At 36.6% G+C, this 23,820-nt stretch carries 23 protein-coding genes; 8 read left to right on the top strand and 15 right to left on the bottom strand.

Features of this window, described 5'->3' with window-relative positions:
- Position 1 precedes the first annotated feature (1 nt).
- The 3 genes from ACQV2R_RS02685 to ACQV2R_RS02675 form a co-directional block, all read right to left on the bottom strand.
- Positions 2-958, bottom strand: a complete 957-nt coding sequence (locus tag ACQV2R_RS02685) for a metal ABC transporter solute-binding protein, Zn/Mn family (protein ID WP_428891791.1) — start codon at positions 956-958, stop codon at positions 2-4.
- Between the two features lie 151 nt (positions 959-1,109).
- Positions 1,110-2,315 (bottom strand): YcjF family protein, encoded by a 1,206-nt coding sequence (locus ACQV2R_RS02680; protein WP_428885162.1) that lies wholly within the window; start codon positions 2,313-2,315, stop codon positions 1,110-1,112.
- A 20-nt stretch (positions 2,316-2,335) separates the two neighbouring features.
- On the bottom strand, positions 2,336-3,034 hold the full coding sequence (locus tag ACQV2R_RS02675; protein ID WP_428876078.1) for a zinc metallopeptidase: 699 nt from the start codon (positions 3,032-3,034) through the stop codon (positions 2,336-2,338).
- Between the two features lie 304 nt (positions 3,035-3,338).
- Between ACQV2R_RS02675 and ACQV2R_RS02670 the strand changes: the two genes are divergently transcribed.
- Both ACQV2R_RS02670 and ACQV2R_RS02665 read left to right on the top strand, forming a co-directional pair.
- Positions 3,339-3,560, top strand: coding sequence for a helix-turn-helix domain-containing protein (locus tag ACQV2R_RS02670; protein WP_428891790.1), 222 nt, complete (start codon positions 3,339-3,341; stop codon positions 3,558-3,560).
- A 524-nt stretch (positions 3,561-4,084) separates the two neighbouring features.
- Positions 4,085-4,492, top strand: a complete 408-nt coding sequence (locus ACQV2R_RS02665) for a transposase (RefSeq protein ID WP_428891789.1) — start codon at positions 4,085-4,087, stop codon at positions 4,490-4,492.
- A gap of 65 nt (positions 4,493-4,557) precedes the next feature.
- Here the strand turns inward: ACQV2R_RS02665 and ACQV2R_RS02660 are convergent, their stop codons facing one another.
- Positions 4,558-5,868 carry a uracil-xanthine permease family protein gene (locus tag ACQV2R_RS02660; protein ID WP_428881986.1) on the bottom strand — a complete coding sequence of 437 codons (1,311 nt, stop codon included), beginning with the start codon at positions 5,866-5,868 and terminating at the stop codon, positions 4,558-4,560.
- Positions 5,869-6,095: 227 nt separating this feature from the next.
- Between ACQV2R_RS02660 and ACQV2R_RS02655 the strand changes: the two genes are divergently transcribed.
- The gene (locus tag ACQV2R_RS02655) at positions 6,096-6,779 is read left to right on the top strand and encodes a hypothetical protein (protein ID WP_428891788.1); all 684 of its coding nucleotides are present in this window, start codon (positions 6,096-6,098) and stop codon (positions 6,777-6,779) included.
- A 44-nt stretch (positions 6,780-6,823) separates the two neighbouring features.
- Here the strand turns inward: ACQV2R_RS02655 and ACQV2R_RS02650 are convergent, their stop codons facing one another.
- Positions 6,824-8,101 (bottom strand): RNA polymerase subunit sigma-54, encoded by a 1,278-nt coding sequence (locus ACQV2R_RS02650; RefSeq protein ID WP_428875246.1) that lies wholly within the window; start codon positions 8,099-8,101, stop codon positions 6,824-6,826.
- 242 nt (positions 8,102-8,343) lie between these two features.
- Here ACQV2R_RS02650 and pepD point away from each other — a divergent pair, with 242 nt between their 5' ends.
- Complete coding sequence (pepD, locus tag ACQV2R_RS02645; protein WP_428873150.1) at positions 8,344-9,759, top strand: beta-Ala-His dipeptidase; 1,416 nt, start codon at positions 8,344-8,346, stop codon at positions 9,757-9,759.
- 58 nt (positions 9,760-9,817) lie between these two features.
- On the opposite strand, the gene ypfJ is transcribed toward pepD, so the two are convergent.
- From ypfJ to ACQV2R_RS02610, 7 genes are all read right to left on the bottom strand, one after another.
- Complete coding sequence (ypfJ, locus tag ACQV2R_RS02640) at positions 9,818-10,759, bottom strand: KPN_02809 family neutral zinc metallopeptidase (RefSeq protein WP_428873149.1); 942 nt, start codon at positions 10,757-10,759, stop codon at positions 9,818-9,820.
- Between the two features lie 17 nt (positions 10,760-10,776).
- Positions 10,777-12,336, bottom strand: coding sequence for a cardiolipin synthase (gene cls / locus ACQV2R_RS02635; RefSeq protein ID WP_428873148.1), 1,560 nt, complete (start codon positions 12,334-12,336; stop codon positions 10,777-10,779).
- 20 nt (positions 12,337-12,356) lie between these two features.
- On the bottom strand, positions 12,357-14,357 hold the full coding sequence (tkt, locus tag ACQV2R_RS02630; RefSeq protein ID WP_428873147.1) for a transketolase: 2,001 nt from the start codon (positions 14,355-14,357) through the stop codon (positions 12,357-12,359).
- Between the two features lie 72 nt (positions 14,358-14,429).
- Positions 14,430-14,879: a hypothetical protein gene (locus ACQV2R_RS02625; RefSeq protein ID WP_428891787.1), complete on the bottom strand. Its 450-nt coding sequence runs from the start codon at positions 14,877-14,879 to the stop codon at positions 14,430-14,432.
- Between the two features lie 30 nt (positions 14,880-14,909).
- Complete coding sequence (locus ACQV2R_RS02620) at positions 14,910-15,119, bottom strand: hypothetical protein (RefSeq protein WP_428873145.1); 210 nt, start codon at positions 15,117-15,119, stop codon at positions 14,910-14,912.
- A 100-nt stretch (positions 15,120-15,219) separates the two neighbouring features.
- Positions 15,220-15,957, bottom strand: a complete 738-nt coding sequence (gene pgeF, locus ACQV2R_RS02615) for a peptidoglycan editing factor PgeF (protein WP_428881978.1) — start codon at positions 15,955-15,957, stop codon at positions 15,220-15,222.
- Positions 15,950-16,606 (bottom strand): NUDIX hydrolase, encoded by a 657-nt coding sequence (locus ACQV2R_RS02610; RefSeq protein WP_428875239.1) that lies wholly within the window; start codon positions 16,604-16,606, stop codon positions 15,950-15,952. The genes pgeF and ACQV2R_RS02610 overlap by 8 nt, the downstream gene beginning before the upstream one ends.
- A 200-nt stretch (positions 16,607-16,806) precedes the next feature.
- Between ACQV2R_RS02610 and ACQV2R_RS02605 the strand changes: the two genes are divergently transcribed.
- The 4 genes from ACQV2R_RS02605 (at position 16,807) to ACQV2R_RS02590 (ending at position 21,323) form a co-directional block, all read left to right on the top strand.
- Positions 16,807-17,076 carry a type B 50S ribosomal protein L31 gene (locus ACQV2R_RS02605; RefSeq protein ID WP_428873142.1) on the top strand — a complete coding sequence of 90 codons (270 nt, stop codon included), beginning with the start codon at positions 16,807-16,809 and terminating at the stop codon, positions 17,074-17,076.
- A gap of 193 nt (positions 17,077-17,269) precedes the next feature.
- A complete protein-coding gene (locus ACQV2R_RS02600; protein WP_428891786.1) occupies positions 17,270-18,847 on the top strand; it encodes an AbgT family transporter in 1,578 nt (525 codons plus the stop codon).
- A gap of 167 nt (positions 18,848-19,014) precedes the next feature.
- A complete protein-coding gene (locus tag ACQV2R_RS02595) occupies positions 19,015-20,571 on the top strand; it encodes an ABC transporter substrate-binding protein/permease (protein WP_428891785.1) in 1,557 nt (518 codons plus the stop codon).
- A 20-nt stretch (positions 20,572-20,591) separates the two neighbouring features.
- Positions 20,592-21,323 (top strand): amino acid ABC transporter ATP-binding protein, encoded by a 732-nt coding sequence (locus ACQV2R_RS02590; RefSeq protein WP_428873139.1) that lies wholly within the window; start codon positions 20,592-20,594, stop codon positions 21,321-21,323.
- Positions 21,324-21,399: 76 nt separating this feature from the next.
- On the opposite strand, the gene pcp is transcribed toward ACQV2R_RS02590, so the two are convergent.
- From pcp to ACQV2R_RS02575, 3 genes are all read right to left on the bottom strand, one after another.
- Positions 21,400-22,047 (bottom strand): pyroglutamyl-peptidase I, encoded by a 648-nt coding sequence (gene pcp, locus ACQV2R_RS02585; RefSeq protein WP_428873138.1) that lies wholly within the window; start codon positions 22,045-22,047, stop codon positions 21,400-21,402.
- A 32-nt stretch (positions 22,048-22,079) separates the two neighbouring features.
- Positions 22,080-22,985, bottom strand: coding sequence for a DUF979 domain-containing protein (locus tag ACQV2R_RS02580; RefSeq protein WP_428873165.1), 906 nt, complete (start codon positions 22,983-22,985; stop codon positions 22,080-22,082).
- Positions 22,986-23,068: 83 nt separating this feature from the next.
- Complete coding sequence (locus ACQV2R_RS02575) at positions 23,069-23,752, bottom strand: DUF969 domain-containing protein (protein WP_428873137.1); 684 nt, start codon at positions 23,750-23,752, stop codon at positions 23,069-23,071.
- Between the last annotated feature and the right edge of the window lie 68 nt (positions 23,753-23,820).

Genomic DNA, 23,820 nt, shown 5'->3' with positions numbered 1-23,820 from the left:
TCTAATTTTGAAGTAGTTGTTCAAGATTTTTACGCATTAATGTAAAATAGTTTTCCCCTGCTGCTGCCTCTTCCTCAGAAACTAATTCCAAAGTTCTTAAGGGCAGTAATTCTGCTTTAGTAGAGCTTGCTACTGTTTGAGCAATCTTAGAATCAATAGCAGGATCAACATAGATTTTGTTCACTTGTTTTTCTGCTAATAGCTTTTGCATTTCAGCAATTTGTTTGGCTGAAGGTTCTTGATCTGAAGAAAGTCCTCCAATTGAAATTTGCTCTAAACCATAGGCCTGAGCTAAATAGCTAAAAGCTTTATGTTGAACCACGATGGTTTTATTTTCTAAATCTTTTAATTTAGTCTGAAATTCTGTATTTAATGCTTCAAGTTTTTCAACCAAAGCCTTACAGTTCTCTTCATAGACCTTCTGATTATCAGGATCTATTTCTATCATTGCCTCTTTAATGTTTTTGGCTTGTTGACTATAAACCATTGGGTCTAACCAGGTATGAGGGTCAAATTCATGAACGTGTCCTTCGTGACCATGCTCTTCACCTTCATGATCGTGCTCTTCACCTTCATGATCGTGCTCTTCACCATCACCGGATAACAAATCAATGCCGTCGGTTGATTCTAAAACTTTGGTAGTATCTAAATCAACTAAAGACATTAAATCCTTTATAAAAAATTCCATTTCATCATCTTGATAAATAAATAGATCACTTTCTTGAACTTTAATTGCAGCTTGTGCACTTGCTTCATAAGCGTGAGCATCTTGATTGGCATCTAGTAGCATAGAAACCTCCATTTTATCTCCTGCTATTTCTGAAGCCAAAAAGTACACTGGATAAAAAGTGGCCATAACTTTTGGCCTATCTTGTGCAGAAACAATTTTAAAAGTTGTATGACCTACCATCGCTAGACTTAAAAAGATAGTAGCTATTATTTTCATTAGTTTATTCATATTATTTTACCCTCCATTTAAATAGTAATAGTTACATATATCTTTATGTATAGTATCTTCCTACTAGAAGTTTGTCAAGGTAAATTTTAAGATATAATTCACTAAAAAAGCGGTAAGTCCTCTATTAAGAAGGCAAACCGCTAAATTGATATTACTCGTATTGATCTAAACTGTTAGTCATCCATTCTGGTAATGAATCTTTGACCTTGTCGGGAAATCGATGACTGATTGTTTCGAGCTCCTGACCAAATGTCTTGCGCATCAAAGCTGTTATCTCCTTAGGTAATAACTGTTTCCCTTGGTTCTCTGCAAGCGTTATCTGCTTTAGTATTTCAATGTATGAATAAGCTAATGCTAGAGTAACAGTTGAGGCAGTAAAACCATTAACCATTCCTCCTGTAACTGATCCCACTCCTGGCACCCATTTAGCAGCTGACGAAGCTAGGTACTTACCCACCATACTCGCTAAACCTGTCCCTCCTACCCCAGCCATCATACTAACAATTTGTTTTTTATCGATAGACAAGCCGAATATACTAGTAATGTGAGCTAGCATTGTAATTTGGATAGGAACTAAAAGAGCTGAGTCAGCAATCGGTAAGGGGGTTAGACCAATTCCAAAAGTTGTTTTCATATACTTGTTTGCCCAACTTCTAGATTGAGCTATTTTTAAAGCCAAGTCTACTCGTTGGGCATTAATAAAAGCCTTCTCTACCTCTTCCGGAACAAACTCATAACTATGTTTAGTCAACTCTTCTAAGCCATAAGCTTTAATTTTTTGGCCACCTGCTAATTCAAAGTCTTTGGCTAAAACAGGAATAACCACTTTGACTTGAGGGACTGCTTTTTTAACAGAATCTTTAAAGCCTTTAATATCCTCACCAATTGCTTGTGTTAAGACCACAATAACCGGCAGTTCTTGAGCCAGCATTGCAATTAGGGTAATTTCTTGCGGTTCAATTCTTGCCATCGTCGCATGGATACAATAGTAAACCAAGTGAATAGGCTCTACCGCATCGCCTTTTTTAGCGTCCTTTACTAAATGAAGTAAGTGTTGGATACTTTCATCTTGCGACTTTGAATGTAACTCTAATCCTTTAGTATCATAGATAACTAGTGGTAAGCCTTTTTTAGTTATTTTCTGGACCTTTTGAGTCACTGGAAGACCTACTCCTGTTGAAGCAATATTTTCTCTAAAAAGAGCGTTCACAAGAGTGGATTTTCCCGATCCCGTTTTACCAGCGAGTAAAATGCGAATGGGCTCCATCTTTTCCACTTCCTGATCTGCTTGCCTTAATAGATCAAGTGCTAAGTTAAGATTTAAAGGACTAGTCTTAAATTTCTTCCATAAATCCATAATTCGCCTCCATCTATGCCTTAATTCCTACGCGAGCGATTAGATAAAATTATTAACCTTAAAATTTGTAAAGCCGTTGAAAAAGTAGCCGCTATATAAGTAAGGGCTGCTGCATTCAAAACTTTACGAGCAGCGGGCAACTCCCCTTGAGTGAAGATATCTAGCTGTTCCAAAGAAATTAAAGCCCGTTTACTTGCATCTAGTTCAACTGGTAAAGTTACTATTTGAAATAATAAAGCCGTTGATAGTGCAATGATACCAATTGTTACCAATCCCATCATTTGGAAAAGAAAACCCAAAATGATAATTGGCATACCAATCATTGAGCCAAATTGTGATACGGGAACTAAAGCTGATCTTAATTTTAGAAATTGGTAGTTCTTAGCATCTTGCACGGCATGACCACACTCGTGAGCTGCAACTGCTACCGCTGCTACAGAGCTGTTGCTATAAGTAGCTTCCGATAATCTTAAGATTTTCTCTTTGGGACTGTAGTGGTCTGTTAAGTTCCCAGCTACTCTTTCAACTCTCACATCTTGAATTTGATTTGCTTGCAGAATTAATTCCGCGGCTTCTTGTCCACTTATATTACGCTCACTCATTAATTCGCTGTATTTAGCAAAGGTTGATTTAACCTTCCATTGAGCATACATTACAATAGCCATACCTATTAGTATTAAAATATATGTTGAATCAAAATAAAAACCGTAGGGGTACATTGAATTCCTCCTTTAAAGTTCAAACACTATAAACAGTATTCTATCAAAACTTCCTTTGGTTTTCTATTTTAGTTACTTTTAGATGAAAATTTCCCAGTCCTGATACTTAAATTAAAAAACATTTAGAAATGTACTGACCCCTTAAACCCGAACAAGGATTTAGGGGGGTTGTATGGCAAAATATAATTTTGAATTTATATTATAGTTAGTAAGAGAAATCGAAGAAGGATATGAAAGAAAATTTCTTTCAAGAAGGTCTGGAGTCAAAGCTTCAAACGTTTCTAATTGGATAAGACAAGATAAAATGTATGGAGAAAATGGACTTAGAAAATCTATGTCTAAAACTAAATACAGCGGAGAATTAAAAAAATCTGTAATAAAATATAGGCAATACAATGAACTATCCTATAGAGAAACAGCAGAGTACTTTAAAATTAATAATCCTTCAATAATTGCTAATTGGAAAAGAAAATATAAACAAGAAGGTTTTGAAGGATTCAATGCTAATGAAGGAAGACCTATATAGAATGGGGATACAACTATGTCTAAAAACACCGATAAATCAAATGAAATTAAGAAGTTAAAAAAATCAAAGAGAAGAATTAATAGAGCTAAGGCAAAGAAATGAATATCTTGAAGCAGAAATACTCTATCTAAAAAAGTTAGATGACTTAATTCAAAAGAAAAAATCTCAAACAAAAAAAAGACAAAAATAGTACTTGAAATAGGCTAGTTAAACCGGATATTAAGTTAAAAATATGGCTTGATATAGCAAAACTACCAAGAACATCTTTCTACGAATGGAAAGAAAAGCAAGATAGAGTTAACCATAAAAGAGTATTAAGAATCATGAAAGTTAGTAAACTTCTATGTAAAAAATTCCACACAAGAACAATGAAATATAGCTCATATAGAGGAGAAATAGGTAGGATAGCAGATAACAAATTAAATAGAAACTTCAAAGTAGAAAAAGCTAATGAAGTATGGGTGAGTGATATAACAAAACTTAAAGTTAAATCTTCTGAAAACAGGTTATAACTATCACCAATAATGGATTTATTTAACTGTGAAATAATATCATATCATTTAAATATATCACCTACTGTATATTTTACCAATAAGTCCTTAGAAGATGCTGTAAAGAAACTTCCACAAGATCACCATTTAATAGTTCATACAGATCAAGGATTTCATTATCAACCTAAGTCATGGGTAAAAATCCTTGAAGATAACACTATAAAACAAAGTATGTCAAGACGAGCTAATTGTCTAGACAATTCGCCTATGGAAAACTTCTTTGGGCTTCTAAAACAAGAAATATTTTATGCGGTTAAGTATGATAGTATAGATGAATTAGCTGAAGAAATAAAAAGATCTATTTATTGGTATAACCATCATAGGCTAAAAGAAAAATTAAACGGCCTTTCACCTATTGAATATAGGTTGCAGGCCGCATAATTAATTTTAATATTATTGTTCGTGTTTATGGGTTCACATCAAAATTCTAAATGCTTAATTATTTTTTATTTTAATTCAGGTAACATAGCATTCAAAGTAATTCCTACCAGTGCACTTAAGGCTGTTCCGGAAACAACAAATGAGCCTCCCAAATCTAAAACAGCTCCCCCCAATCCGATAACCAACATAGCTGAAGCAATAATTAAATTTCTAGATTGTGAAAAGTCAGTGTGATCTTTTATTAATACCTTCAGACCATTACTAGCAATCACACCATACAATAGAATCGACATTCCTCCCAATACTGCGGAAGGTATTGATGCCACTAAAGCATTAAATTTGCCAAAGAAAGATATCAAAATAGCTAGAAAAGCTGCATTTCTAATAACACTAACAGATGCAATTCTTGTTAAAGCAATCACACCAGAGTTTTCACCATAAGTTGTGTTTGCAGGACCACCAATTAAAGCTGAAACGAAAGTAGCTAACCCATCTCCTGCTAAAGTTCGGTGTAATCCTGGCTTTGATAAAAAATTACGATCACAAATTTCACTAAGAACCACATGATCACCTGTATGCTCAGCAATGGTAACCAAAGCAATTGGTAAAATCGCCCAGGCTTCTGGTCCAAAATAAAACTTATATTGTTGCCAATTTGCAACAGGTGTAGCAAATGGAAGGGATAAATCCGGCAAACGAATCCAACTAGCTTCTATTACGGGAGTATAATCAACGATTCCAACCATTAACGAAAGAAGATAGCCGCCAATAATAGCGATTAAGAATGGAATTACTTTAAAGAAGCCTTTACCAAATATCTGCATGTAAACTGAAATGAGTAGCGTTCCTACTGAAACGAAAATGTTTCGCCAATCCCCACCCGATACAAAGCCAGCATTATTTACTGCAGAAGAAGCTAATCCTAAACCGATAACAATAATCATCGGCCCAATAACAATCGGTGGTAATATTTTATTCAACCAATCGGTGCCCGTATACTTGATTACTCCAGCAATCACAACGTAAAATAAACCGACCATCATGATTCCAGTTTGCGCTGCAGAAACATCCCCACCTAGTTGTTCCATTGCTAAAGCCATGGCAGCAATATAAGCAAAAGAGGATCCCAAATAAACAGGTACCTCCCCTTTTGTTATAGTAAGGTAAATCAATGTTCCTATCCCACTTGCTAACAAAGCAGTTGAAACAGATAGCCCTAAAATTAAGGGAACTAAGATCGTTGCTCCAAACATAGCAAAAACATGTTGGAAACTTAATAATAATCCTTTGGTAAACTCCGGCTTTTCGTGAGGTTGCAGCAATAGCGTCATTTTATCTTTTGAATTTTCCATTTTAATCTCCTTATATGAAGGCATAAAAAAGAGCCCTTTATTTGAAAATAAGGACTTAAAATACTCAGTAGACTTTGGCATCCTCGCTGGAATGCATTAAAAGTCCTTACATTTCTAATCGATTTTATCATTGTTTGACCAAGTTGTCACACTCTTTTTAGGATTTAATTTAGTAATTTGTTATCAACTTGTTACCTAATATCCATATTTTTCTGATACACTGATGGAACGAAACAAAAAGGAATGATTTCATGAAAAAAATACTTAGCCTTATGATTGCATCTCTTTTATTATCTGCCTGTCAGATTTTCCAATACTTTCAAGAACCAACCGCTAATGAGAAAAATGAACAATCAGAATTGGCTGCTGTCTCCCAAGACCAAATAACTAGTCAAACAACTGAAAAACTTGAATCAGAAGATAGCCAAAAGGAGCAAACAGAAAAAAATAAACAGAGCAATACAGCCCCTCGCTTTTTAAAAGAGAAATTAAGCGTTTCTTCTGATTTCCCTAATTTGACACTTCCAGATGAAGTGCCTCAAGATATTAATCAAGCCATGGAAAGCTATTATCTAAATAATTTTACAAATCAAGAGCAACAAGTTAATAAAAATAAAGTAGCAAGTAAGGCTTTGAATCAAATCCTTACACAAATTAATTCAGAGGAAGATTTAAGCCAACTAGATGTTTCTATTGATCAAAGCCAATTCCAAATCAATGGAGAAACAATCTTTATTCCTCGCATCATCGTACCCTTAACTTACCAAGAAGCCGAAAAGATTGCCAGTGATAACGATACACGTTTAATAAACCACGCTTTAACACAAGTAGGAAACCGATTAGTGCTATTAGCTTATTATCGTCCTCAAACAAAGGAACTTATTCCTATGCATCTAGTCAATTCAACACACTCACTCTTTTTCTATCAGCAATAAGCATAAGGTCCCAGCCATTTGTTAAATGGCTGGGACCTTATGCTTTATCCTTTTGCTTGCTTTTTTAGAATGTTTTGACGATAGCGCTCTACTAAACGATGACTGATAATGATTTTTTTATCTGCCAGTTGATCGATAATTTCTTGATCAGAAACATCTTGGCCATGCTTTGTTATAACATCTTGAATAAAAGCTTGAATATTTAGAGCAGACAACCCACTACGTCCGACTTTTGCTGAAACATTAATAAAATCCGAAAGTGGAGACACATTCTCTCCATAAGCGAGGTTCTTATTGATAATGATGCGACTGACAATAGACTCAGATAAGCGCAGCTGATGAGCAATGTCTTTAATTAATAAAGGCGTTGGGCTTTTGTCTTCTCCTTTGAGATATTGCAGCTGAGATTGAACGATAATCTTAGTCACTGCAATTAACAATTTCTCTCTAGAGCGAATACTTGATAACATTTGCTGGTAGAATTCCTTATGCGGTTGGATATATTCTTGAAGCTCAGTATTATTTTTAGCTTCCATTTCATCATAATAATCTTGATCAAAAATTAGCCGTGGATAATACTGACGGTTAATGTGAATTTGTATTTCTTCTCCCATGAGTTGCAGTTCAACATCTGGAATCAAATTAATTCGCTCAATTCGTTCATATAATGAAGATGGGCGTGTCCGCAATGTATGGTAATAATTAACAATTTGTTGGATTTCAGCTAGCGTTAAGTTTGTACGCTCCATAATCTCTGCATAATCTTCTTCTAATAATTCAGCAAAATAATTTTCTAATAAAAAATAGGCATGATTTGGCGAATGTTGGTCTTGGTCTGTTTGCAACATTAGACATTCTTTCAAATCATAAGCCCCAATCCCAGTCGGCTCTAATTGTTGAAAAAGAGTAATAGCATCTAAGGCAATCATAGGGTCTATTTGTAGTTTTTTTGCAAGTTCTCCATATTTATAAGGTAAATAGCCACGTTCATCTAAAAAGGGAACCATTTGCACCATAGCATCTCTAATCGGTGTTTGCCTATATAACATAATCTGCTCGAAAAGGAAGGTTTCTAATGTTTGAGGAGAGCTTGGACTTTGAATATCGATATCTGGATCAGCTGCAGGCCTTCTTTCTTGTAAAATCTGTGAAACCTTATGCTCAATAGGGTATTCAAACTCTATAAACGGATTATCCAAAAACTTTTCTTCAAAATAATAGGTTAGCTGTTCGCCATTTAAGTCTAAAATTTCTAAAAGTAATGGATTTTGTGTGACTTCTTCTTGTGTAAGCGATCGAAAAATTTTTACTTCTTCTGACATCTAATCACCTTCTTTCTGACTTTTATCATTCTCTCTCTATTATAGCTAATGCTTAGAATTTCGTCTAATCATAATTCTTGTACTAGCACAATTTAATGTGCTTAAATTATTTAAAAAGACTAAAATTTTAAAAATAATTTTGAAAACCTTTGTATCTGCTTTTTTTTAGTTTTATAATCAACTTAGAAGCCATTTGATAGCGTTTGATTTTGTCGACGCTTAAGATGAAAGGAGAAATTAAATTGTTAGAAAATCTACAACCTAATCGAGTCTTCCACTACTTTGAAGAGTTAACCAAAATACCTAGAGAATCTGGTAATGAACAAGCAGTTAGCGACTACCTGTATCATTTAGGAAAAGAATTGGGTTATGAAACTATTCAAGATGAAGCTAATAATATTATTATTAGAAAGCCAGCCCATCCCGACTATATGGATCATGAACCAATCATCATTCAAGGACATATGGATATGGTGGCTGAAAAGGCAGAAGGCATAAAACACGACTTTGCCAAAGACCCTATTCCATTGGCAGTGGAAGGGGATTGGGTTAAAACCAAAGGGACAACCTTAGGAGCAGATGATGGAATTGCAGTAGCTATGGGTCTAGCAATCATTGAAGACAAAGAAGCTAAACACCCTGCTCTTGAATTGCTGGTTACTACGGATGAGGAAACCACCATGTCTGGTGCACGAGCTGTAAAAAAAGAAAATATTCGTGGCAAAAAATTAATTAACATTGATGCAGAAGAAGAAGGCATCTTACTGGCCGGTTGTTCTGGTGGCCATAACCTTATTGGTAAGCAAAAACTTAAATATCAAGCTCGCCAGTTAAAAAACACTTTTGAATTAACCATTAATAATATGTTAGGTGGACATTCAGGAATGGAAATCCACCAAAAAAGAGGAAACTCCATTAAATTTGCCTTACAGGCTATGAACTTAATTAAAGAGGTGTCCGACTATGAATTAGTGTCGATTGTCGGCGGATCAAAACATAACGCGATACCCCGCGATGCAAGAGTAGTATTTGCATCAGATGAAGAAGATTATTCCATTGATTTTACAAACTTAATCGCTAAATATCCTCTTGATAAAGACATGCAAGTAACCATTAAAAAAATTGATAATATAGATGAGGTCTTATCGGCACAAAGCCAAGAAAATATTGAGCAATTTATCGCTGAAGTCCCACACGGTGTCTATAGTATGATGGAAGAATATCCTGATATTGTTGAGTGTTCTAACAATCTCGCTATCTTTGATATTCAAGATCGTCAATTAAAAGTCACTATTTCCCTTAGAAGTTCGAATCCTGAATCTTTTGATAAACATACTGAAAATGTGACAAAAATCTATCAAAAAAATGGATTTGATGTGATTGAAGCAGATTATTATCAAGCTTGGGAATTTGCAAAAGAGTCTAGTCTTAGAGAGACTGCCCTAGAAGCATTTAAAGAGACTTTTAATAAAGAAATGAAAGTTGAGGTTGTCCATGCTGCTCTTGAACCGGCTGTTTTTACAGATACTTTCCCTGAAATGGAAATGATTGCAGTAGGCCCTACGATGAAAGACGTGCATAGCCCTAATGAAAGACTTTCGATTTCTTCAACTGAAAGAACCTTTAAATTTATCAACAAATTGCTTGAAAAGCTTTAGAGAAAAGCTTTAGAACAAAAAGAACGCTTTATGAAAATTCATAAAGCGTTCTTTTTTGTTAAATATCACCATTAAAGGTATCTGCTTCTTGGAAATCACCAGCATATTTATAGCCTCTAGCAAACCATTCTTGTCTTTGCTTAGATGTTCCATGAGTAAAGGAATCAGGAACTACATACCCCATCGTTTCTTTTTGTAAAGTATCATCCCCTACTGAAAAGGCTGCTTGAAGTGCTTCTTCAATGTCTCCTTCATCTAAGATACCTTGCTCATCAGCATAGCGTGCCCAAGCTCCTGCATAATAATCTGCTTGCAATTCTAAGCGAACCGTTAATTCATTCTTAACGCCTGGATTTTGTTGAGCCAGTTTCTGATAATCATCCATTGTCCCTAGCTGTTGTTGGACATGATGCCCCACTTCATGAGCCAGAACATAAGCCATCGCAAAGTCTCCTGGAGCGCCATATTTATTAGCTAATTCACGATAAAAACTAACATCTATATAGATAGCTTGGTCACCTGGACAGTAGAAGGGGCCTGCAGAACTTTGGCCAAATCCACATCCACCAGTATTTGTTCCTTCTGTGTAAAGGACTAATTTTGGTCTTTTATAAGTTAAATCGTATTCAGCGAACTTTTCAGTCCAAAAATCTTCGGTATTAGCTAATACTACTGAAAGAAACTCTCCTTCTTCATCAGTTATTTGATTGTTAGAGTCGGACTTTTCACTAGCATCTTCAAAAACGACACCTGAATCACCGTAGTTGCGATTCGTTGGTTGCCCGCCTCCTAACAAAGAAGATCCTCCTGTAAAAAAGGAAATAAGCAAGATTCCTATCAAAATCCATTTAAATTTCCCTTTTGACATCAATAACATCATTAGGAGATTACCACTCATACCACCCGAACGGCCTGAGCCCATTCCTCCGCCAAAAGAACTTCCGCCTTGGCTTCGACGGTCTTCAACATTTTTACTTCGTCTTAAATCTTCCCATCTCATTTTCGGCCTCCTTAATACTAGACGAATGGAGCTAACAATCTCAATAATGCGTCGATAATCCTTCCAGCAATCGAACGTCTTAGGTGCTTCATCCGAATTAATTCAGCCACACTCTGTGCCTGAATAAAGTCATCTTTAATCGCTTTTATTTCTGGATGATAGTATAGCAAGGTAGCCGTTTCAAAATGAAGATATAGTGAACGATAATCTAAATTAAGGGTACCGACTATCGCCACCCGATCATCTGAAACGAATGACTTAGCATGTAGAAAACCGGGAGTATATTCATAAATTTTTACTCCACCTTCTATCAAAGGACGATAGAAAGACCTAGTAATTCGATAAACTAATTTTTTATCAGGAATTCCTGGTGTCATCAAGCGCACGTCCACACCCCTTTTAGCTGCTAAAGTCATAGCCGTTTGTAACTCATAGGAAATAATTAAATAGGGAGTAAAAATATAAACATAACGCTCTGCGGTGTTGAGAATCTCACGATAGACATTTTCACCTATTACTTCACTATCTAAAGGTGTATCACTAAAGGGTTGGACATAGCCGCTGGACTCATTACCTTCGATAATACTTAAACTTTCATCTAAACTGGCTTGGTCAGTAAATTTTTTATCATCTGAATCTTCAGTTACGTAGGCATTCCACATAGTTAAAAACATTTGTGAGATGTTCCATACAGCAGCACCTTTAATACGAATCATAGTGTCTTTCCAATAGCCAAATCGCTCCACCGCATTAATATACTCATCTGCAATGTTTAGACCCCCTGTATAAGCAATCTTATCATCGATAACAATATACTTGCGGTGATCTCGAGTATTGTAAACAAGAGAAACAATTGGCCGCACTGGGTTAAATTTAAGGGCCTTAATATTAAATGCCTCCATTTGTTCGACAAAGTCTTTAGGAAGTCTTAAAAGACAACCGAAATCATCATATATTAAACGTACTTCTACACCTTCTTGAGCTTTTCTTTTAAGCACGTCAAAGATTTGATCAAACATTTGACCTTGTTCAATAATGAAGAATTCAAGAAAAATATGTGAGTGTGCTGACTCTAGGTCTTGAATAAGTGGTTCCATCATTGATTCGCCATTCGCAAAATACTTAACGTCTACCCCCGCAGAAACAGGCATTTTTGCGTAATCATTGACATACTTTGCAATGCCTGCAATCCGTGGATTATCTTGTGCTAGCGACCCTAAGGCATTGGGCACCTTTTTTAAGTCCCTTAAATGATAGCGATTCTGACGATTAAGTCGTTCTGTCATATCTGCCAAGGGTCGTTTGTTACCAGCATAGAGATAAAACAAAGAGCCTATGATAGGTGAAACTGCTAATAACACAATCCATGATAAGCGATAAGCAGGACTTTCGTTCTTATCTAGCAAATAAATGATGATCCCAAAAGATACAATAGTCATAAAGAGGTTTAGCCAAACAGAATAGGCAATTAGATCTTTGACCAATACAACTATCCATATAATCTGGAGAATAGTTAAGGCAGCGATAATTAATAAACGAACAATTAGAGGCTTTGTCTCATTTGTTCTTTTCCCCATACCTTCTCCCCCTTTTAATTTTATAATTCAAAGTGTTTAAGATAAGCTTGAGCGATTTTTTCTGCTGAAAAACCAAAGTGTTCAATGGCTTGGTGGCCTGGAGCTGAGGTACCAAATTCATCAATACTAATGGTTAAGCCATCCATACCAATATATTTATGCCATCCAAAGCTAGATCCCATCTCTATAGAAGCTCGTTTGTCAAGCTGTTTAGGTAGTATCATTTCTTTATACTCGTCACTTTGTTGATCAAAAATATTTTGAGCAGGCATCGAAATAACATTTACATAAACTTCTTTTTCAGCCAATAGTGCTTGAGTTTCAATGGCTACTGAAACTTCAGATCCTGTAGCAATTAAAACACCTTGTGCGTCTTCCTTGGCAGGTGAGATGATATAAGCACCTTTACGAACACCTTCTTCTGCTAATTCATTAGAGTTGTTGATAACCGGTAAGTTTTGACGGCTAAGAACTAATAAAGTAGGTGTTGTTTGAGATTCCACGGCAATCTTCCAAGCCACCATTGTCTCGTTTGCATCTGCCGGTCGGATGACATTAAGATTTGGCATGGCACGAAAAGCTGCTAAATGTTCAATCGGTTCATGTGTTGGCCCATCTTCACCTACAGCAACTGAATCATGTGTTAAAACATAAGTAACGGGTAATTGAGATAAAGCTGACAAACGAATGGCCGCTTTTAAGTAATCTGAGAATACAAAGAATGTCCCACCATAAATTTTATTTCCACCATGCAAAGCAGCTCCATTCATCATGGCAGCCATGGCAAATTCTCTAACACCAAACCAAATGTTTTGTCCTTGTCGACTTCCTGGCATAAAGTCTTCTGTCTCTTTAATCATGGTCTTGTTTGAACCAGAAAGGTCAGCAGAGCCTCCCCATAAATATGAAACTCTAGCTTTTAGGCCTTGAATGGCTGTTCCAGAAGAGCTTCTTGTCGCTTCAGCTTTAGCATTCACATCGAGAAATTTAAGGTCAGCTGCATAATCTTCAGGTAATTCATTTGCAAAAGCTGCTTTTAATTCTTTTGCTAATTCAGGATTAGCTTCTTGATATTGTTCAAATAAATTTTGCCATTCATCTTGAGCTTTTTTTCCACGTTCCACTATTTTTTCATTAAAAACAGATTTAGTCTCTTCGGGCACAGTAAAGGCTGGATAATCATATCCATATTTAGCTTTAGTTTGTGACCAAGCGTCTGCTCCCAATGGCGCTCCGTGAACTTTAGAAGTTCCCTCATTCGGTGATCCAAAACCAATCACTGTTTTTACTTCAATAATTGAAGGTTGGTCGCTTACTTCTTTAGCAACTTCGATTGCTTGAGAAATAGCCTCTAGGTCATTACCATCTTCTACTCTTTGATAATGCCAATTTTGACTCTCAAAACGTTTTTTAATATCTTCCACAAATGATAAGTCTAAGTCACCATCTAAAGAAATATCGTTTGAATCATAGAGAACCACTAATTTGCCTAATTTTTGACGGCCAGCATAAGAGCAAGCTTCATAAGAAATACCTTCCATTAAGTCGCCATCACCCACTAATACATAGGTGTAATGATTAATAACTTGATGTTGGTCCGTATTATATAAAGCAGCCGTATGTTGTTCTGCCATAGCCATACCAACTGCTTGCGCAATTCCTTGACCAAGCGGTCCCGTAGTCGCTTCAACTCCATCAGTATGACGATATTCAGGATGCCCTGGTGTTATAGAACCTAATTGACGGAATTGTTTTAAATCTTCCATTGTAACTTTGAAGCCAGATAAATGTAATAGACTATATAGCATGGCTGAACCATGTCCAGCAGATAGCACAAAACGGTCTCTATTAATCCATTGACTATCTTTAGGATTAATATTCAAATGACTCGACCACAAAGCATAGGCCATTGGCGCTGCTCCAAGTGGTAATCCTGGATGTCCTGAGTTGGCCGCTTCTATTTGGTCAACACTTAAAGCACGAATCGTATTTACAGCAATTTGATCTTTTTTAGAAAACATATTGAACTCCCTTATACTTATTTTAAATTTATTATACCATCTTTCTGCTTAGTTTTTATATCCCGTCTTATTTTATTTTTTTTTACGATATTTAGCCATCAATTCAGCGAAGATATCTGCAGAAGCAGGTGGGCTATAGGTAATGGTATTAGCACCTCCAGAAACATTTAACATATTAGCCCCTGCATTTAATTTCCCAATATCATCATCATGCTCACTTGAAACAGTTGCCACTACAGGATCATCAACCACCTGGGCAATCTGACGGATTAGCTCATTTTCCATTGGTGGATTAACGACTACTCCAAAGACTCTCGCTTGCTCAGATTGAAAGGCTAGTTGAATACTGCGCTCGCCACTGGTCGTTCCTCCTCCTACTCCGGTAAAAACTGGTACGGATGAGACATTAATCAATGACTGATTAATAGCCATTTGTGGTGTGAAAGGATAAACTGACATAACAGCATGGGCATTTGAGTTTCGAATAAGGGCCACATCTGGCGAAAATAATAAACTCTTCATTCGATGACCAAAAATCCGAATTCCAGAAGCTTAATAGATTTCGTCCGGCATCTCAACTAAGCGATGGCTTAATTTAGATGAAAATTCCGGAACTTGCTTTGTTACTTGCGCCTCCAGCTCTTTGATGACAACCCGACTGTTATTTTCACTATCTATCTCTGTTTGAATGGATTCGTAAGAATAGCCTCGCCCTTTATAATGAGCCATGAAGTCCTCTTTATTAAACTTATCCTCTGCCATATAAAATCTCCAATTCCTTTTAATATCCTTTATTCTAAACAATCCTTAACTAAAAGCTAGAAAAAAGATAAAGAACCAAGCAAAAGCTCGGTTCGTTTTTTTACTTAATCATGGCAAAAAGACCATTCAATTGATAGTCACTGCCTTCTTTGCGCGCAGAGTGAAGCTCGGAAGATAGATAAGTAGAACGCCTATCTACCATTATTCTTTCTTGAGGGATCCCCAAATCTTGAATTAACTTCATGTTAGCATCAGTCATACTCAATTGATACTTGCCCTCTTTTTGACCTGGTTTTATATAAAAAGCATGATTATCCCACTCGGCAAAAGCTTGATAGACTTCCTCGCCCACTTCATAATGATCTTGGTCAATGGAAGGACCAATATAGACCCAAAGATCTTCTAATTTACAAGCAAATTTCTCTTGCATCTTTTTAACAGCCAATTGACTGATTTTTTGCACCGTACTTCTCCAGCCTGAATGAACAATTGCAAAAACTTTTTGGTTGGCATCAAAAATAATGACAGGAGTACAGTCCGCAAACTTTATCATTAAAACTTGCTGAGGCTGATTAGTTAACAAACCATCCGATTGAGGCACTATATGCCCAATTGCAAACGGATTGCTAATTTCTTCTTGAGGAAATGCAACCTTGGGACCATGAACTTGTTCTCCAGTATAGAAACTTTGGAAGTCAAAACCTCCTTTTTCAAGCGCTTTTGTAATTTGTTGGCTTACCGCTGCTTCACCTATTTTAGCGACTCTAAAATTATATTCTGCTCCTGCTAAAAATACTTGTAGACCCATTTTTTCGAATGGCTGAAAAAAATTATTCATTAATTTTTTCCTCCTGAACATTGATATCATAATGATTACGAATGACCTCTGCAAAACATTGTGTCATACTGGCAGTAAAGCCCCATAGATACTCTCCACTAGGTAAATTATAAAACGGAATTTTACGTTTTACCACTCTAAATTGATAAGATGCACCATGAGCCATTAAGTGGAAGGGGAAATCTTCCCCTACTTCCGTCAATACAGATGCATCGTAATAAGTTGGATTATTATTTAAGACATAGTCTAAGGGAAGGGTAAACAAATAAGCGACTTCTTTGGCATTCGGACTTATATTATCAAAAGTAATATCTTTAATCAAAGCTACATAAGAATGAATCATTGTTGCATCATGAATCAATCCATCTAACTCTCCAATAACTTCTATGTGTTTACGACTGATATTTAATTCTTCCATCGTTTCCCTAACTGCCGCTGCTTCAAAAGTTTCACCCACTTCCACCTTTCCTCCCGGAAAAGAAGTATCGCCCGGCTGAGAAATTAAGGAGCTTCTTACTTCATAAAGGAGGTGCCATTCATTTTCTCTTTGAATAAGAGGAATTAAAACAGCATAATGTGTCTTATCTTTAAATTGATTCGGCCGATAATTAGCAAGCGATTGTCTAATCTGTTCTTCTTCACGTTTCAACTTCTTCCCCCCTCTAAAGTATTTTCATAAATTATAGCACTTTTTATCTCGTTTTCGAAATAAAAGAGATGGGATAGTTCATTATATTCCAAAAAAAGATTGTCAGCACTATAAAATTTTGTTATTATTCTTATGTTGCACCCTGTGCAAAGAATAACTGTAGATTAGTAAATAATTTACGGCAGAAAGGAAGTATACACATGAAAGCAGGCATTCATCCAGAATATCATCCAGTTGTGTTTATGGATACTTCGACAGGTTATAAATTTTTATCAGGATCAACTAAGTCTTCTTCAGAGACAGTTGAATGGGAAGATGGAAACACTTACCCTTTAATCCGGATTGAAATTTCATCTGATTCACATCCATTCTATACTGGACGTCAGAAATTTACACAAGCCGATGGACGCGTCGACAAGTTCAACAAAAAGTTCGGATTTGTGGACAAAAACGCAAAAAAAGAAGACTAATTTTAAACAGCTCAAAAAGCCGACCCAGGTGCTTAAAAGCGCTCCGGTCGGTTTTTATTTGCATTTGTTTTTAGAGACTCATTGATGACTTTCTATTGTTTTGAAAAGGCCTTGCATCTCTTTAAATAATTTAATAAGATTTATTATTATAATGATTTAAAATATTGTTATAGGAGGAATAATTAATAGTAGTATGGAATCAAATGGAAAGAATAAAAAAAGTTTTGTACATCGTTCACTAGATTGGGTGGAAAAAGTCGGTAATAAGATGCCGCACCCAGTAGTAATTTTTATCATCTTGTCGGCTATCACTATTTTAATCTCTGACTTGGTTTACCGCTCAGGCGTTTCAGTAGAGTTCTTTGATGCGAAAGCAGATGAAACCAGTACTATAGCAGCCGTCTCACTCTTAAACAGTGATGGCTTACGCTATATATTTGAATCGGCGGTTTCAAACTTTACTAGCTTTGCTCCTTTAGGAACTGTTCTCGTCACCATGTTGGGTGTTGGAATTGCAGAATGGTCAGGCTTAATCGGCTCTGCCTTGACTAAGTTAATCATGAAGGTACCTAATTCACTCTTAACCATGGTGATTGTTTTTGCCGGTATTATCTCAAATATTGCCTCTGATGCTGGTTACGTAGTGGTTGTGCCACTTGGCGCTATTATGTTTGCTGGTGCTAAGCGTCACCCAATTGCTGGTCTAGCTGCTGCCTTTGCTGGGGTATCGGGCGGATTTTCAGCCAACCTTATGTTTGGACCAACTGATGCCTTATTAGGAGGGATCACTAACGTCGCTTTAAATGCCAGTGGCATTGATTATGAAGTTTCCATTAGTGGTAACTGGTATTTCTTAATCGTCTCTACTGTTTTCTTAACCATTATTGGTACTTTAATAACCGAAAAAATTGTTGAACCACATCTTGGTTCATACCATGGCGACTTTGATAAACATGAAACTAGCGAGCTATCCCTTAAGGAAGAAAAAGGTCTAAAGAATGCCGGGATCGCATTGTTAGTTTCATTAGTCGCGGCTTTTCTACTAATGAACCCTTGGTTTGGTCCCTTCCAATCAATCGACCCTGAGACCGGTCTAAAGACTTTACAACCCTTTATGAATACCGGCTTAATATTTATGGTTTTCTTATTATTTGGTATACCAGGCTATGTATATGGTCGTACAACTGGCAAAATTCAAAATTCTAATGACTTCGTGGAATCAATGATTGAGGCTATGCGATCAATGGCAGGTTTCATCGTAATGGCTTTCTTTGCTTCCCAACTGATTGCTTACTTTACCGAGTCTAATTTGGGAATTATTTTAGCTTCAACAGGTGCAGATTTCTTAAAAAGTCAAAAGATTTCAGGAATTCCTTTAATCCTTGCTTTTATTTTCTTTGCAGCTTTTATCAACTTGTTTATTGGTTCAGCTTCTGCCAAGTGGGCAATCTTAGCTCCTATCTTTGTTCCAATGTTTATTGCCATTAACTTGTCCCCAGAGATGACCCAAATGGCTTATCGTGTGGCTGATTCATCCACTAATATTATTTCACCATTGATGAACTATTTTGCAATGATTCTTGTGTTTATGCAACGATATGATAAGAAGAGTGGAATTGGGACCCTTATTTCAACTATGCTACCATACTCTATTGCTTTCTTAATCTTCTGGTCAATCTTATTAATTGTATGGTACAGTCTCAACCTTCCATTAGGACCTGGCGCACCCGTACAAGTTTCAATGATTCAACCTCTATTAGGGCTTTTATAAGATTTCATATAGTCAAAACAGGTGTTTCTTAATTGCTACAAAAACAATCCTACCTAATCAGCGTATAGGTGGGATTGTTTTTTGCTTGTTTTCTTATTCACATAATCTATCTATCTATTCATTTTTTTGATAAAATAATCATATTCTATTGTGCTTAGGAGAATTCCATGAAAAATCTTTATAAATTGATCTTTACTTTACTGCTTATTTCCATAAGTTTAATTTTAACTCATCCTTCCATATTAGCTAAACAAGAGTATACGATTGGAACTTCCGGTCAAACCAAACCACTCAACTATTTTGATGATAAGGGTCAATTAGTAGGAATTGAAATTGAAATCCTGCAAGAAATTGATCGACGTAATGAAGATATTGAGTTCAAATTTGAAATTACTGAGTTTTCTTCCCTCTTCGCAGGACTGGATTCTGGTCAGTTCGATCTAGTCGCCAATAATTTGGGTGAAAATCCCGAACGACGTGAAAAATTTTTATTTTCCCTCTACCCATATGTCATCACTCACAATGTATTAATTACAGCTAATGATAGTAGGGAAGGCCTCACCATTGAACAAATGGCAGGCAAATCTTTTGGTGTCGTTCCTTCTTCCCCACAATCTATCTACCTAGAAGCTTGGAATGAGGCTCACCCTGATAAGGCAGTTGTTATCCAATATGCAGAGTCTGACCCAGCCTCTTTAATACGTGATGTTTATAACGGTCGAATCGACGCGACTATTTACGCCACAACCTATCTAAAGGATGTTGAGGATACTTACGGCATCCAATTAAAAATGCATCCGATAGCTAACGAAGAAGAAATTAGAATTCCTGGCTCTTATTTTATTTTCCGCAAAGATGAAGTTGAATTGCGGCAAGTGGTTGATCGAACCCTACAAGCTATGCGACAAGATGGTAGTCTGAGTGAAATTTCACTGAAATATTTAGGTCAAGATGATACTCTGCTAAATGAAACAATTATTCAGCGCAATCAGAGCTTTGAATCCCAAAGACTTAAAGAACAAACAAACAGTCAACTTATTTCATTAAATGCCATTAAAATCGCTTTCCCACGGATTCTTGAAAAACTTCCGATTACCTTATTAATTACTCTTATTGCTGGGATAATCGGCTTAATACTTGGATTTATTTTAGCTATCATCAAACTCAAAAAGATCAAAGGTCTAAGAGGGTTCGTCAATCTTTTTGTTTCTTTTATGCGTGGAACCCCCTTGCTTGTTCAGCTATTTCTTGCTTATTACGGCTTACCCATCTTTCTACAATGGCTTAATCGATCAATTGGTACTGATTGGGATGTGAATCAAGTCCCTGCCATTCTTTACGCTTTCTTAGCCATGGGACTAAATGAATCTGCCTATAACTCTGAAACGATTCGCTCAGCCATTCTTTCTGTCGATCATAAGGAGATTGAAGCTGCCTATTCTATTGGCTTAAATGCTAGTCAAACCATGTGGAGAATTATCTTACCTTCAGCTATGATTAATGCCATACCTAACCTAGGAAACAGTCTTATTCGCTTATTAAAAGGGACATCCCTAGCCTTTACCATTACGGTCGTTGATATGATGGGACAAGCCAAAATAACTGCTGGCTCTAATTTACGCTTTTTTGAAGCTTATATTGCTATTTCATTGATATACTGGCTCTTATGCATTCTATTAGAATGGTTGATTAAAAAACTGGAAAGCTATTACCAAGTGGGCTGATTTTTAGAAAGGAACTTAAAATGTTAGAACTAAATCATTGGTCAAAGTCATTTCAAAATAAAAAAGCTATTCAAGATATCCATTTAAAAGTTGAGGCTGGACAAGTCCTGACTATTATCGGACCCTCTGGATCGGGCAAATCGACTCTACTACGAACAATTAACTTTATTGAACCTGCTGACGAGGGAACTATTCGTTTGGATCAGTTAACACTGAATGTTGAAACGGTCTCTCAAACTGATGTTCTTAACCTCCGTAGACAAACAGCTATGGTATTTCAAAATTATGCATTGTTTTCTAAAAAGACTGCGCTGGAGAATGTGATGGAACATCTTTTAATGGTGAAAAAACTTTCTAAATCTCAAGCAAAGGAAAGGGCCATCCCCTTCCTACAGCAAGTTGGTATGGGGGACCATCTAGATGACTACCCTCACCAGCTATCAGGCGGACAACAGCAAAGAGTTGGAATTGCTAGGGCTTTAGCGATTGAACCCAAAGTTATCCTATTAGATGAACCCACTTCTGCTTTGGACCCTGAACTGGTTGGAGGCGTTTTAGACCTTATTCAAAAAATTGCCCACCAGCATATGTCCTTAATCCTTGTAACTCACGAAATGAAATTTGCCCAACAAGTATCAGACCGAGTCGTATTTTTAGACAAAGGTATCCTTTTAGAAGAAGGAAGCAGCTACGATGTTTTTAATAATCCACGACATCAACGAACACAAGCTTTTATTGAAAGTATTTCCTAAATAAATAACGCTCTCTTTGATGGATTAATCCCCATCAAAGAGAGTGCTGTTTTAATTTCTTTTTTTAATTCTAAGATTAATGAGTAGCGCCACCAACAGCTTTGATATCTTCTTTTTCATTATACTCAACAATCGCTTCAATTGCTTTTTCAATTCCCTTAGCAATATCCTTCAATGACATTGAAGGAACGTTTGGCTTATCAACCACTTGTTGGGTCATAAAAGGAATATGCATAAAGCCTGCTTTAGTATTCGGCATCTCTTTTGCCGCAAAATAAAGTGACTGATACATAATATGATTACAAACGAAAGTCCCAGCAGTATTCGAAACGCTTGCGGGTAGACCGGCTTTACGAATAGCTTCTACCATTGCTTTAACCGGTAAGCTAGCAAAATACGCAGGTTCTCCGTCTTTTTGAATAGAAACGTCAATCGGTTGATTGCCTTCATTATCTGGGATACGCGCATCATCTTGGTTAATGGCCACACGCTCAGGTGTTAACTCCGCACGCCCCCCTGCTTGACCGATGTTTAAAATAACATCCGGTTTTACTTCCAAGGCTTTTTCACGAACAACTTCCGCTGATTTATGAAAAACAGTCGGGATTTCCAATTTTATGATTTCTGCTCCTGCAATCTCATCAGGCAACATTCTTACTGCTTCAATGGCTGGATTTACGTCTTCGCCACCAAAGGGATCAAAGCCTGTTACTAAAATTTTCATCAAATTCCTCCCTATTCACTTCTATTTTACAATTAAAAAGCAAAGAAATACATTAATACAATATGGACTACAATCATTACCACTGCAACTGGAATCTGCTGTTTAATGACGCCATACTCATTCTTCATTTGTAATAGAGCTGCTGGCAAAGCATTAAAATTTCCAGCCATCGGCGTTATCAAAGTTCCACAATAACCAGCAGTCATGGCTAAGGCTCCTGCCACAAAAGGATCTGCCCCTAAGGCAAATACAAAAGGTATTCCTATTCCTGCAGTAATAACGGTGAAGGCTGCGAAAGCATTGCCCATAATGGCAGTGAAGATTACCATTCCCATTACGTAAGCAACCACTCCAAAGAAACGGCTATCAGCAGGAACGACGCCACCAATCAAACTGGCAATGACATCACCAACACCTGCCGCTGTAAAGACTGCTCCTAAAGCGGCTAGTAGCTGAGGTAAAATACCTGTAGTAGAAACTTGTTGTACCATTCGACTATTTTCATCAAGAAACTCATAGGGTTTAGCTTTTGAAACGATGAACACTATAACGGTGGCTAAAACTGCACCCATTGCGATCCCGACTACATTAAAGCTTTGAATCGTAAATCCAATAATTAAAGCCACTATCCCAAGTGTTAATACAGGGATAAAGATTTTATTACCGACTCTTTCAGAACGAGCTTCTGCTTTATCTTCATCAACTATTGGTAAAGTTCCCACTTTAACTTGTTTAAAGAGTGATAAAGCACCCATGACACAGATGATAATTCCGATAATCATAGGGGGGATAAATTGTCCACCTAAAAAAGTGAGACCAGATAAACCCCAAAACATGGCTGTTCCAACTCGATTAGGATTCGTTTCGTCTGTAAAAGCTCGCCATGCCGTGTGGAGAAGTTGCAAACCAATAAGAATAAAAGTGATTTCCAAAAGCATTGGCACATAAGGTTCAAGTGCGGCATTTAAGCTTTCAAGGAAAGTTATCGCTAGAAACCCAGCATAATTACTTAAGAGTTGCATTATTTAACCTCCCCTTTATGATGACGTCTAATTTTGACATCCAATAATAAGTTGTAAACGACCACTACAATTAAAGCAATGATAGCAATTGGCATTGAAGCAACGGCTACATTAGCCGTCGTTCCTTCATAACCTAACTCTTTTAAAGTCCCAGCAATCAAGAGGACTCCAGCTGAACCTATGAAAGTATTTTGTCCAAAGAAGTTTCCGAAGTTCTCATTAGCCGCCGCACGCCCTTTAATCAATTCGGTTTCTTCTTCATTAAGATCGTCGCCTACTTTTAACTTAGTTGCTGCTTCACCCATTGGGTAGATTAATGGACGCACAAATTGTGGGTGTCCTCCCAAACGAATTGATAAAAATCCTGCAATTATACGAATCAACATATAAAGAGAATATAGCCAACCAGTGGTTAACCCCTTTAATTTTCCAATCAGTTTAACAGCTTGCTGTTTCAAACCATAAGCTTCTGATAATCCAATCATTGGTAAAGATAAAAAGAATAAAGATACAACTCGCTGTTTAGTATAAGTTTCTCCCAAAATTGTGAAAAATTCAGCCAGGGAAATCCCTGAAACTAAAGCTGTAGCTAATCCTGCCAGTATAACAGTTGCTAAGGTATCTAGCTTAAAATAAAAACCAAGAACGATAATAATAATTCCGATTAATTTAATCCATTCCATAAGTAACCTCCTTTTTTATGTTAGATTCTAATAGTACCATAGAGCTAACTCTATAACACCTTCGTTTT

Source organism: Facklamia sp. P12937 (assembly GCF_050409505.1).
GTDB lineage: Bacteria > Bacillota > Bacilli > Lactobacillales > Aerococcaceae > Facklamia.
This window is presented reverse-complemented; position numbering and strand designations above follow the sequence as displayed.

Excerpts from the sequence above, each read along its gene's own strand:
- ACQV2R_RS02685 (WP_428891791.1), bottom strand. The coding sequence starts at position 958 with ATGAATAAACTAATGAAAATAATAGCTACTATCTTTTTAAGTCTAGCG.
- ACQV2R_RS02680 (WP_428885162.1), bottom strand. The coding sequence starts at position 2,315 with ATGGATTTATGGAAGAAATTTAAGACTAGTCCTTTAAATCTTAACTTA.
- ACQV2R_RS02675 (WP_428876078.1), bottom strand. The coding sequence starts at position 3,034 with ATGTACCCCTACGGTTTTTATTTTGATTCAACATATATTTTAATACTA.
- ACQV2R_RS02670 (WP_428891790.1), top strand. The coding sequence starts at position 3,339 with ATGTATGGAGAAAATGGACTTAGAAAATCTATGTCTAAAACTAAATAC.
- ACQV2R_RS02665 (WP_428891789.1), top strand. The coding sequence starts at position 4,085 with ATGGATTTATTTAACTGTGAAATAATATCATATCATTTAAATATATCA.
- ACQV2R_RS02660 (WP_428881986.1), bottom strand. The coding sequence starts at position 5,868 with ATGCCTTCATATAAGGAGATTAAAATGGAAAATTCAAAAGATAAAATG.
- ACQV2R_RS02655 (WP_428891788.1), top strand. The coding sequence starts at position 6,096 with ATGAAAAAAATACTTAGCCTTATGATTGCATCTCTTTTATTATCTGCC.
- ACQV2R_RS02650 (WP_428875246.1), bottom strand. The coding sequence starts at position 8,101 with ATGTCAGAAGAAGTAAAAATTTTTCGATCGCTTACACAAGAAGAAGTC.
- ypfJ (WP_428873149.1), bottom strand. The coding sequence starts at position 10,759 with ATGAGATGGGAAGATTTAAGACGAAGTAAAAATGTTGAAGACCGTCGA.
- cls (WP_428873148.1), bottom strand. The coding sequence starts at position 12,336 with ATGGGGAAAAGAACAAATGAGACAAAGCCTCTAATTGTTCGTTTATTA.
- tkt (WP_428873147.1), bottom strand. The coding sequence starts at position 14,357 with ATGTTTTCTAAAAAAGATCAAATTGCTGTAAATACGATTCGTGCTTTA.
- ACQV2R_RS02625 (WP_428891787.1), bottom strand. The coding sequence starts at position 14,879 with ATGAAGAGTTTATTATTTTCGCCAGATGTGGCCCTTATTCGAAACTCA.
- ACQV2R_RS02620 (WP_428873145.1), bottom strand. The coding sequence starts at position 15,119 with ATGGCAGAGGATAAGTTTAATAAAGAGGACTTCATGGCTCATTATAAA.
- pgeF (WP_428881978.1), bottom strand. The coding sequence starts at position 15,957 with ATGAATAATTTTTTTCAGCCATTCGAAAAAATGGGTCTACAAGTATTT.
- ACQV2R_RS02605 (WP_428873142.1), top strand. The coding sequence starts at position 16,807 with ATGAAAGCAGGCATTCATCCAGAATATCATCCAGTTGTGTTTATGGAT.
- ACQV2R_RS02600 (WP_428891786.1), top strand. The coding sequence starts at position 17,270 with ATGGAATCAAATGGAAAGAATAAAAAAAGTTTTGTACATCGTTCACTA.
- ACQV2R_RS02595 (WP_428891785.1), top strand. The coding sequence starts at position 19,015 with ATGAAAAATCTTTATAAATTGATCTTTACTTTACTGCTTATTTCCATA.
- ACQV2R_RS02590 (WP_428873139.1), top strand. The coding sequence starts at position 20,592 with ATGTTAGAACTAAATCATTGGTCAAAGTCATTTCAAAATAAAAAAGCT.
- pcp (WP_428873138.1), bottom strand. The coding sequence starts at position 22,047 with ATGAAAATTTTAGTAACAGGCTTTGATCCCTTTGGTGGCGAAGACGTA.
- ACQV2R_RS02580 (WP_428873165.1), bottom strand. The coding sequence starts at position 22,985 with ATGCTTTTGGAAATCACTTTTATTCTTATTGGTTTGCAACTTCTCCAC.
- ACQV2R_RS02575 (WP_428873137.1), bottom strand. The coding sequence starts at position 23,752 with ATGGAATGGATTAAATTAATCGGAATTATTATTATCGTTCTTGGTTTT.